Origin of the sequence: Microbacterium sp. CFBP 8801 (genome assembly GCF_014839455.1) — a bacterium.
Classification (GTDB): Bacteria; Actinomycetota; Actinomycetes; order Actinomycetales; family Microbacteriaceae; genus Microbacterium.
In genome coordinates this window covers 55,868-66,514 of record NZ_JACYNU010000003.1, presented here as the reverse complement: position 1 = coordinate 66,514, position 10,647 = coordinate 55,868, and the positions used below count along the sequence as shown (strand labels likewise).

General features: G+C 68.5%; 9 protein-coding genes. 7 read left to right on the top strand and 2 right to left on the bottom strand.

The features are described from left to right. Positions 1-163: 163 nt before the first annotated feature. Entirely contained in the window at positions 164-1,447 is a 1,284-nt protein-coding gene (gene rlmN, locus IFR11_RS05060) for a 23S rRNA (adenine(2503)-C(2))-methyltransferase RlmN (RefSeq protein ID WP_191915430.1), read from the bottom strand. 249 nt (positions 1,448-1,696) lie between these two features. Between rlmN and IFR11_RS05055 the strand changes: the two genes are divergently transcribed. The 7 genes from IFR11_RS05055 to IFR11_RS05025 all read left to right on the top strand — a co-directional run bounded on the left by IFR11_RS05055 (position 1,697) and on the right by IFR11_RS05025 (position 9,699). Continuing rightward, positions 1,697-2,761 carry a hypothetical protein gene (locus IFR11_RS05055; protein WP_191915429.1) on the top strand — a complete coding sequence of 355 codons (1,065 nt, stop codon included), beginning with the start codon at positions 1,697-1,699 and terminating at the stop codon, positions 2,759-2,761. Between the two features lie 86 nt (positions 2,762-2,847). After that, positions 2,848-3,135, top strand: coding sequence for a helix-turn-helix domain-containing protein (locus tag IFR11_RS05050; protein WP_191915428.1), 288 nt, complete (start codon positions 2,848-2,850; stop codon positions 3,133-3,135). Beyond that, entirely contained in the window at positions 3,132-4,376 is a 1,245-nt protein-coding gene (locus tag IFR11_RS05045) for a type II toxin-antitoxin system HipA family toxin (RefSeq protein WP_191915427.1), read from the top strand. The genes IFR11_RS05050 and IFR11_RS05045 overlap by 4 nt, the downstream gene beginning before the upstream one ends. A gap of 22 nt (positions 4,377-4,398) precedes the next feature. After that, the gene (locus IFR11_RS05040; RefSeq protein WP_191915426.1) at positions 4,399-5,307 is read left to right on the top strand and encodes a PRD domain-containing protein; all 909 of its coding nucleotides are present in this window, start codon (positions 4,399-4,401) and stop codon (positions 5,305-5,307) included. Positions 5,308-5,497: 190 nt separating this feature from the next. Continuing rightward, a complete protein-coding gene (locus tag IFR11_RS05035) occupies positions 5,498-7,357 on the top strand; it encodes a beta-glucoside-specific PTS transporter subunit IIABC (protein ID WP_191915425.1) in 1,860 nt (619 codons plus the stop codon). Positions 7,358-7,376: 19 nt separating this feature from the next. Next, positions 7,377-8,792, top strand: coding sequence for a glycoside hydrolase family 1 protein (locus IFR11_RS05030; protein ID WP_191915424.1), 1,416 nt, complete (start codon positions 7,377-7,379; stop codon positions 8,790-8,792). A gap of 64 nt (positions 8,793-8,856) precedes the next feature. Beyond that, positions 8,857-9,699, top strand: coding sequence for a Cof-type HAD-IIB family hydrolase (locus tag IFR11_RS05025; RefSeq protein ID WP_191915423.1), 843 nt, complete (start codon positions 8,857-8,859; stop codon positions 9,697-9,699). Between the two features lie 159 nt (positions 9,700-9,858). Here IFR11_RS05025 and IFR11_RS05020 read toward each other — a convergent pair whose 3' ends face one another. Next, a complete protein-coding gene (locus IFR11_RS05020; RefSeq protein WP_055832800.1) occupies positions 9,859-10,560 on the bottom strand; it encodes a GntR family transcriptional regulator in 702 nt (233 codons plus the stop codon). Between the last annotated feature and the right edge of the window lie 87 nt (positions 10,561-10,647).

Genomic DNA, 10,647 nt, shown 5'->3' with positions numbered 1-10,647 from the left:
CGCGCGGCCGCCATCCCCACGCGGAAACGCCGATCCTGCGCGTGAACGCTCAGACAGCGCGTTTATGCGCAGGAAGAGCGTTTATGCCCGGGGCGGCGAGAGCGCTCGACGGGCACCACCGAACGCGCGGGCGGGCGTCAGCCGCCGAACGGACCGGCGGGCGTCAGCCGACGGGCGTCGCCGCGGCCGCCACCGCGTCGTCTTCGGTCGCCACGAGCTGACCGCAGGCGCCGTCGATCTCTTTGCCGCGGGTGTCGCGGAGGGTCGTCGGAATGCCCGCGTCGTTCAGCCGGCGCACGAACTCGTTCTGCACGGGCACCTCGGATGCCGTCCAGATCGACCCCGGAGTCGGGTTCAGCGGGATGGGGTTCACGTGAACCCAGCCGCGACCGCGGGCGTTGAGCTTCTCGGCCAGCAGGTCGGCGCGCCAGGCGTGGTCGTTCATGTCCTTGATCAGGGCGTACTCGATCGAGACACGGCGGCCGGTCTTGTCGAAGTAGTTGCGCGCGGCATCCAGGGCCTCGTCGACCTTCCACTTGGAGTTCACCGGGATGAGCTCGTCGCGCAGGTGGTCGTCGGGAGCGTGCAGCGACAGGGCGAACGTCACCGGGATGTCTTCGTCGGCGAGCTTCTTGATCGCGGGCACGAGTCCGACGGTCGAGACGGTGATGCCGCGGGCGCTCATGCCCAGGCCGTGGTCCTTGTCGACCATCACGCGCACGGCCTGCATGACCCGCGCGTAGTTGGCGAGCGGCTCGCCCATGCCCATGAAGACGATGTTGCTGACGCGGTCGAGCGAGTGATCGTCGTGCTTCTTGCCGCCCAGGCCGCCGGCGGCGATGAGGGCGTTGGCGCGGACGATCTGCTCGATGATCTCGGCCGCCGACATATTGCGGGTCAGACCCGCCTGGCCGGTGGCGCAGAAGGGGCAGTTCATGCCGCACCCGGCCTGGCTCGATACGCAGAGGGTGATGCGGCCGGGGTAGCGCATGAGCACCGACTCGACGAGCGCGCCGTCGTGCAGCTTCCAGAGGAACTTGATCGTGTCGCCGCGGTCGGTCTCGAGCCGGCGCACCTCGGTGAGCAGCGGCGGCAGCATTCCCGCGACGAGCTCTTCGCGACCGGATGCCGGCAGGTCGGTCATGTCGGCGGGGTCCGACGTGTAGTGCGTGAAGTAGTGCTTCTCGAGCTGCTTCGCGCGGAAGCCGGGCAGGCCCAGCTCCTTGGCCTTCTCGACCCGCTCCGCGGGGGTGAGGTCGGCGAGGTGCACGGGGGGCTTGCCGCGCTTCGGGCTGGCGAACTGCAGCAGCGGACGACCGGTCTCGTCTTTCGCCTGCTTCCATCCCTCGGTCGCGGGGCGCACCTGGCGGACGCCTGTGTCGGCCGGGGCCCCTGCGGGGCGCACTTGCCGGGGCGTCGTCGTGCGCACGGGGGGCTGATCGGTCATGGTTTCCAGGGTACCGGGCGCGTCTGCGTCGCGGCTGGGCGCGCCATCGGGCGTGCACAACTCCTGCACACTCACCCGGACGCCGCCGGTCTTTGAACCAAAGATGCTGCGGGAGCGCCCTGACATGCTCGCCCCGTGCGAATCACACCATCTCCTCCTGTCCACTTCCCTTCACGCCAGACGCCCGAGCGCACGAACTGGAAGTTCAGCCTGCTATACCCCGCCGTGACCGTGACAGCTGGGCTGTACGTGCTCGTCCTCACCGCGGTGACGACGTCTGCATCCATCGACCCGACTGTCTGGCTCCGCGTCATCGCGGAGTGGGGCGCGAGCAGCAGCGGGCACGTCCCCTGGTCCGCATCTCTGCTCGTCACGACCGTTGGCGCTCTCGCCGCGCTGTCCAACTCCCCGCTGGCGAAGGACGAGATTCTCGGATTGGCCCTCACTCTTTGCGCGCAGGCGATCGCTGTAGGCACGGCTCTGTGGATGGTCACCGCACTGGTGGGGGCCACTGTGCCGGACATCGTCAGCGAGCCAATCGAGCGCAGCCAACTCTGGGGGGTGGTATTCGTAGCCGGTCCCGTCATCATCGGCGCGGCCGTCTTCGCGGGGAGATTCACGAGGGTGGGTCCCGACGTCCGTATCGCCGTCGCCGAGAGAGCGATCCCGGTACTCGATCGCGAACTCGGCGAAACGCGCTGGCGAGTCCACGAACTGTGGAGTCTCACCCGCGCACGATGTCACGCGTGGATGCCGCCCGTCGCCGCGTGGGTGGCCGCTACCAGCGTCCTCCTCGCAATCCTGTCCGCAGAGGGAACGACGGCGCCCGGATCGACCGCCTTCGCCGTCATCGTCTTCTCAATGGTGTGGGGTTCCTGCGCCCTTGCTCTCGGACTGCTACGAATAACGTTCAATCAACCCACCGGACGAATCTGGCAGCGGAGGGAACGGTCGGGACGCCGCCTCACCCCCCTTGGCCGCTGGCTCATCGGCGCCACTGCTGCGTTGGGTGGCCTTTCGATCTGCTCGTCGGTTGCTCTGACCGCCGTTCTGTTCATCGACTCCGATCCGGCGACGGCGGAGGCTCGGCTTCGACTCGCGGCCGTTCTGCTGGGCGGAACGGTCGCTGTGTCCATCGCAGTGCTCAAGAGTCGACGCGGGAAGAACTCATGGGCGACGATCGGCTACCGTCTGCGCGCTCGGAGACGCGAGTCATTTGTCACGCAGCTTCGCGAAGCTCAGGCCGAACGCGACTCTCGTCGTGCGGAGCGTTCTGCGTTTCGTAGGCTTCGAGCTCTGCTGCGTGGGCGATGATACAGGCCATGAGAGCGCTTTAAGGCGATAAAGATCGTCACAATCGCCTCTCCTGGCGAGTAATCTCGTCACAGGAGGTGGCGCACGTGACGGGCTACAAGATCGATCGCGAGATCGTACAGTTCGGCGAGCACGTCCACGGCTGGCGAATGGTCCTCGGTCTCACTGCTCAGCAGGTCGCCGAACGCGCGGACATCACCCGCGACACCCTGCGCAAGATCGAGACGGGTGACCCCGGCGTGAGCTTCCGCAACGTCGCTCAGGTCCTGCGCGCCCTCGGCGTTCTGAGCCAGACGGTGCAGGCGATCGACCCGCTGTCCAGCGACATCGGGCGCTTGCGCGCCGGCAATCTCTCCAGGAGGCGGGTGCGATGACTTCGCTGGATGTGTTCGTCGACGATGGCGGAACCGACCGCCTGGTGGGGCAGGCCTACTTCACCCGCAGCCGCGGGGAGGTGTCCACGACGTTCGTCTATGACACCGAGTACCTTGCCGGCGGCGGAGGGAGCATCGATCCCTCCCTTCCGCTGGTATCGGGGAGTCAACACCAACGAGGCCTCGTACGCGCCTTCGCCGACAGTGCGCCGGATCGGTGGGGACGCAACCTCATCGAGAAGGCGGAACGCCTGCGGGCTCGGCAAGAGCAGCGGACCCCGCGCCGTCTCGACGACGTGGACTTTCTCTTGGGAGTCAGTGATGACGCCCGTCAGGGAGCGCTCCGGTTCCGCACGCATGGGAGCGCAGTCTTTCTCGGCGAGGCGGCCCATGTTCCACCGTTGGTCTCTCTGCCCGAGTTGCTTCGCGCAGCCGATGACCTGTCGAGTGGCGATGACTCCGCGCAGGCGGTGAAGCAGCTCCTCGACACCGGGACCACCGGTCTCGGAGGAGCACGGCCCAAGGCCTCCGTCCGACTGGATAACGGCGAGCTGGCCATTGCCAAGTTCCCCCACGCAAGCGACGAGTGGGACGTCATGGCGTGGGAAGGAACGGCGCTGGATCTTCTCGAATCCGCCGGTATCCGCACCCCGGATCGTCGTCTGATGAAGATCGGAAACCGGTCCGTGCTCGTCCTGCGCCGCTTCGATCGCGCACCCGGTACGCGCATCGGCTACATCAGCGCACTCACCGCGGTCGGCGCGAACGACGGCGAGCACCGCGACTACGCCGAGATTGCCGAGGCCACCCGCGACCTGTCCGACTCACCGCGCGCGGAACTTCGAGAGTTGTTCAGCCGCGTCGTCGCCAACGTCGCACTCGGCAACACCGACGATCACCTGCGAAATCACGGGTTCCTCGCGGAGCGAAGCACATGGACCCTCAGCCCAGCATTCGACGTCAACCCGCAACCGGATGCCCTGAGGCCCCGCGCCACGACGGTGATGGGCGCAGACACTCCGCCGGATGAGGCCGAGAGTCTTCTGGCTTTCGCCGACGAATGCGACCTCGACATCTCGGTCGCCCGCGAGCGGATGGCCTCCGTCGCCACCGCGCTCGCCGGATGGGCACGCGGAGCGCGTGCGAACGGCATCCCCTCCCGTGAAATCCAGATCATGGGTCAATCCATCCGCCCTCGTCTGGAGTCCGTCACAAGGGTGGCCTCGACCGCATCCGTCTGAGAGCGGCCCTATGATGCATCCCATGCCCGGTGCCGGTGATGCCCCCATCCCGCCCGGCGGCGTGCAGAAACTTCTGAACAACAACGTCGTCGTGGCGATCGACGCCGACGGCCGCGAGCGCGTGCTCATGGGACGCGGTATCGGCTTCCAGCTCAAGCACGAGGGGCACGTCGACCCCGCCAAGGTCGAGAAGACGTTCGTGCTCGACCAGGCCACCGACACCGCGCACGCGCAGAAGCTCCTCACCGACGCGCCCTATGCCCTGGTGCAGGCGGTGCTGCGCGCGGTCGACGAGGCCGAGCGCGAACTGGGCCGCGACCTCGGGCGTCGGCTGCCGCTCGCCGTCATCGACCACGTCAACTACGTCATCGAGCGCCTCGACCAGGGCATCCGCATCCCCGTCACCTCGATGCCCGAGCTGCGGATCCTCCACCCCGACGAATCGCGTGTCGCCGAGCGCATGGCGGCCTCGATCGCGGCATCCCTCGATCGCGACCTCCCGCCCGAAGAGGGCGTGTTCCTCACGATGCACCTGCTCAACGCGACGCGCGACGAGCCCAACGGCACCGCGGCCCTGCTGTTCCGCCGCGTGCAGCACGTCGTGCGCACGGTCGAGACGGGCCTCGGCGTCACCCTCGACACCGCCGGCCCCGACTACGCGCGGTTCATCCTGCACGTGCGGTTCCTGCTGCAGCGCCTCGTGGACCGCTCGATGCTCACGAGCGGCGACTCGTCGTTCTTCGAGTTCGCGAAGCACCGCTACCCCCGCGCCTTCGGCATCGCCGAGGCCGTGAAGGCCTACGTACTCGCGGCGACGAGCTCGACCCTCACCGACGAGGAAGTGCTCTACCTGACCGTGCACGTCGAGCGATTGGCGACGAGCATGGGGCGCGCCGACACCTCTGGCGCACCCGACGCACCGGTGCTATAGTCGCGGACGCAGGTTCACACCTGCCGACGATTTCCGGATTGTTACCGCGCGAGCGGGCAAGACCTGAATCCACATCGCTGACGAGCGATGAACGGATTCGGGTCTTTTTTATTGCCCGAAAACAATCCGGGTCGTCGCCACAGAACATTCGACGGGCCGCATGGATGCGGCGAAAGGCAGGCGGATTCCGATGGCGGATTACGCGAAGACAGCGGCGGCGGTTCTCACCGGCGTCGGCGGAGAAGGCAACGTCACCTCGCTCGTGCACTGCGCGACGAGGCTCCGATTCGTGCTGAAAGACGAGAGCAAGGCGAACGCCGCAGCCCTCCGCGCCACCCCCGGCGTGATCACCACCGCCCAGGCGGGCGGGCAGTACCAGGTCGTCATCGGCAACGACGTGCCCGAGGTGTTCGCGGCGATCCAGTCGCAGACGAAGCTCGGCGCGGGCTCCGACGACACCGGCGAGAAGGGCCCGAAGGGCAACCTCTTCAACCGGTTCATCTCGATGATCTCGGCCATCTTCACGCCGATCCTCTGGGCGCTGGCCGGCACCGGTCTGCTCAAGGCGTTCCTCGCCGCGGCCGTCACCTTCGGGTGGATCGATGCCACGACCACGACCTACACGATCCTCAACGCCCTCTCCGACGCGCTGATCAACTTCCTCCCCCTCGCCCTGGCGATCACCGCGGCCCGCTACTTCAAGGCCGCCGAGTTCACCTCGCTCGCCATCGCGGGAGCGCTCGTCTACCCCTCGATCACGGCCCTCACCGGCGTTCCCGACGTGACGTTCTTCGGCATCCCGGTGACGATGGTCAGCTACGTCTCGAGCGTCATCCCGATCATCATCATCGTGTGGCTGCAGAGCCACGCCGAGCGTTTCCTCTACGCGAAGCTCCCCGGTGCCATCCGTCGTTTCGTCACCCCGATGCTCGTCGTGCTCGTGGCCGTGCCGCTGATCTTCGTCGTCATCGGTCCGCTGTCGGCGCTGGTCGGCGGCGGACTCGCCTCGGCCATCGGCTGGGTGTTCCAGACCGTGCCGTGGGCCGGTGGCGCCATCATGGGCGGCCTCTGGCAGGTCTTCGTGATCTTCGGCCTGCACTGGGGCCTCGTGCCGCTCTTCCAGCTCGAGTACCAGACCACGGGCATGATCCTGCTCATCGGACCCGTCTTCGCCGCCGTGCTCGCCCAGGCCGCCGCGGTCGCCGGTGTGCTCGTTCGCACCCGCAACAAGAGCCTCCGCTCGCTCGCCGCCCCGGCGACGCTGTCGGGCTTCCTCGCCGGCATCACCGAGCCCGCGATCTACGGCATCAACCTGCCGCTCAAGCGCCCCTTCGCCTTCGGCATCGTCGGCGGCGCCGTCGGTGGCGCGCTCATCGCGATGGGCGGGGTGTTCTCGAAGGCGTTCGTCGTCCCCTCGGGTCTCGCGCTTCCGGCCCTTCTCGGCAACGGCAACATGGTCATGCTCGCGATCGGCCTCGCCGCCGCGATCGTCATCCCGTTCCTGCTGGTCGTGCTGATCGGCTTCACGGATCCCGTCGACACCGCCGCCCCCGCGACCCCGGCCGCGGCGACCGACACCGAGGTCTCGAACCCCGTCGACGGCACGGTCGTCGCCCTCAGCGAGGTTCCGGATGCCGCCTTCGCCGACGGCTCGCTCGGCAAGGGCGTCGCGATCCGGCCCACCTCGGGCGCGGTCTACGCGCCGTTCGACGCCACCGTGGTCGCCGCCTTCCCCACCGGTCACGCGATCGGCCTGCGCGGCGTCGACGGCGTGGAACTGCTCATCCACGTCGGCCTCGACACCGTCAAGCTCGGCGGCCAGCACTTCACCCTCAAGGTGCAGTCCGGCGCCGAGGTGAAGACCGGTGACCTGCTGCTCGAATTCGACGGCGCCGCCATCGAGAAGGCCGGGTACGACCTGATCACCCCGGTCATCGTGACCAACGGCGACCTGTATCCCGACGTCGCCGACGTGGCATCCGGACCCCTCTCGCACGGCGAGACGCTGTTCCGCGCCATCTCGGTCGACTCCCTCTCCACCGCCCGCTGACCCCCTGGAGGCACAGACCATGACGACCACTTCCTTCCCCGACGGCTTCCTCTGGGGCGGCGCGACCGCCGCGAACCAGATCGAGGGCGCGTACGACGCAGACGGCAAGGGGTACTCGGTGCAGGACGTGATGCCCCGCGGCATCTCGGGTCCCCGCAGCGACCAGCCCACGCCCGACAACCTCAAGCTCGTCGGCATCGACCACTACCACCGCTACGCGGAGGACATCGCGCTGTTCGCCGAGATGGGCTTCGGCGTCTACCGGTTCTCGATCGCGTGGAGCCGCATCTTCCCGAAGGGCGACGAGACCGAGCCCAACGAAGAGGGCCTGGCGTTCTACGACCGCGTGCTCGACGAGCTCGAGAAGCACGGCATCGAGCCGCTCGTGACGATCTCGCACTACGAGACGCCGCTGCACCTGGCCGAGGCCTACGGCGGCTGGACGAACCGCGAGCTCATCGGGTTCTACGAGCGCTACGCCCGCACGCTCCTCGAGCGCTTCGGCTCGCGCGTGAAGTACTGGCTGACGTTCAACGAGATCAACTCGCTGCTGCACGCCCCGTTCATGAGCGGCGGCATCCCGATCCCCGAGGGCGGCGTTCCCGAGCAGCAGCTCTACCAGGCGATGCACCACGAGCTCGTGGCATCGGCCCGGGCCACGCGCATCGCCCGCGAGGTCGCCCCCGAGGCGAAGGTCGGCTGCATGGTGCTGTCGATGCCGATCTACCCCCTCACCCCGTCGCCCGACGACGCCCGCGCCGTCATGGACGCCGACCACGGCAACCTCGTCTACGGCGACGTGCACACCCGCGGTGAGTACCCCGGGTACTTCCTGCGGACGCTGCGCGAGAAGGGCATCGCCCTCGACATCACCGATCAGGACCGCGACGACCTGACGAACACCGTCGACTTCGTCTCGTTCAGCTACTACATGTCGATCGCCGAGACCGCCGACCCCGCGAAGCGCGCCGAGGGCGAGGGCAACATCATGGGCGGCATCGCCAACCCCACGCTCGAAGCGAGCGAGTGGGGCTGGCAGATCGACCCCGTGGGCCTGCGCCTCGTGCTGAACCAGTTCTGGGACCGGTGGCAGAAGCCGCTGTTCATCGTCGAGAACGGCCTGGGCGCGCGCGACCAGCTCGTCGAGGTCGACGGCGAGAAGACGGTCGTCGACGACTACCGCATCGCCTACCTCAACGACCACCTCGTGCAGGTCGGCGAGGCGCTCGAAGACGGCGTCGACGTGCTCGGCTACACCTCGTGGGGCTGCATCGACATCGTCAGCGCCAGCACCGCTCAGCTCAGCAAGCGATACGGTTTCATCTACGTCGACCGCAACGACGACGGCACCGGAACGCTCGACCGCTACCGGAAGAAGTCGTTCGGCTGGTACGCCGACGTCATCCGCACCAATGGCGCGTCGCTGACGCGCTGACCCCCCCCTGATCGGATCGGCCCCGGGTCCTCACGGCCCGGGGCCGATCTCTTGGAGTACATCTATGACCCGCATCGCCTTCCTCGACGTCGACGGCACGATCCTCGAGCACGGTTCGGTGATGGCGCCCTCGACGGCGACCGCCATCCGACAGGCGCGAGAGAACGGGCACCTCGTGTGGCTCAGCACCGGCCGCTCCGCCGGCGACATCCACCCCGACGTGCTCGCCATCGGCTTCGACGGCGCGATCACCAACGGCGGAGCGTATGCGACCCAGGCCGATCGGACGCTGGTGGAACGCCCCCTCCCCCGCGCCGACGTCGACACCCTCGAGCGGTACTTCGAGGCCCACGGCATCCACTACTTCCTGCAGACCCACGGCGGCGTCTTCGCCAGCCCCGGCATGGGCGCCGTGATGAACGAGTACCGGCGCGAGCGTCACGCCCAGCGCGCGGCCGAGCTCGAGGCCCAGGGCCTGCCCCCCGAGCAGCCGCTGTGGCGCGAGCCCCGCCCGGTGTCGGAGGTCGACCGCGACGCCGTCGCCAAGGCCGTCTTCGTCAGCCCCTCGACCGACACCGTCGCCCACGCCGCCGCCGAGCTCGGCGACGGGTTCCACGTCATCCCGGGCTCGATCCCGCTGCCCGGCGGCTCGAACGGCGAGATCGGCCAGGCCGGCGTCACCAAGGGCTCCGCGATCACCGACGTGCTCGCCGAACTGGGCCTGTCGGCGACGGACGCCATCGGCATCGGCGACAGCTGGAACGACGTCGAGATGTTCGAGGTCGTCGGCACCCCCGTCGCGATGGGCAACGCCGTGCCCGAACTGCAGCGCCTCGCCGGCCGGGTGACCACCGCCGTGCTCGACGACGGCGTGCACAACGCGTTCGCGGAGCTGGGCCTGATCTGACGGGTCGTGGGCCCACGCGGTCCACATGCAGGAGCGTGGGTTCGTGCGGCGCCTCACACGCCGCGCGACAGCACATGCGCCACACCGGTCATGCAGATGGACCCGCGGATCGCGTTACTCGCAGCCGGGTGGAGCAGCGCGGGCGCCCTCTCGGCGCGGTCAGGCCCCCGACGTGACCCGGCGCGACCGCCGGCGACGCTCCGCCCGCTCGACGGGGGGAAGCCGCTCGACCAGACCCGGCATCGACTCCACACGGGCCCGCTCGACGTGCGCGGCGGCGAGCGTCTGCGCGAGCGAGACGTGCCCGCCCACGATCGCCTCCACCATCTCGGCGTGCTCATCCCATCGACCGGGGGTGTCGCGTTCGGGCGTCAGACGGAAGAGCCATCGCGTGCGCCCCGTGAGCAGACCGCTCATCCGCGAGAGCAGCGCGTGACCGGCGAGGGCGAAGATCTCGTCGTGCAGATCGGAGTTGCGCGACGAGGCCGACGCCGCGGCGACCGACGCGACGTGCGCCACGTCGAGCGCGGCCCGCAGCGCTGCGGTGTCGGCGCCCGCGGCGGCGCGCTCCGCGGCGAGTGCCGCGGCGAAGGGCTCGAGGTGCATGCGCATGTCGAACAGCTCCCTCGCGTCGTCGACCGTGAAGCGGTGCACGACGGCCGCACGGCGATGGGCCGACGACACGAACCCCTCGGCCTCGAGCACGTGCAGCGCCTCTCTGACGGGCACCCGCGAAACCCCGAGCTCCTCGGCGATGTCGCGTTCGCCGAGCTTGTCGCCCATGTCGATCTCACCGGTGATGATGCGCTCGCGCAGGATGTGCGCGATGCGCCGGCCGGTCGCGTCGATGTCGTCGTCCACGCCTCCATCCTGACAGGGGTGAGACGTGGGAGGAAACCGTCGTTTGGTATTCCAAACGACGCAATATGGGTCGCTCAAATGGCTTGA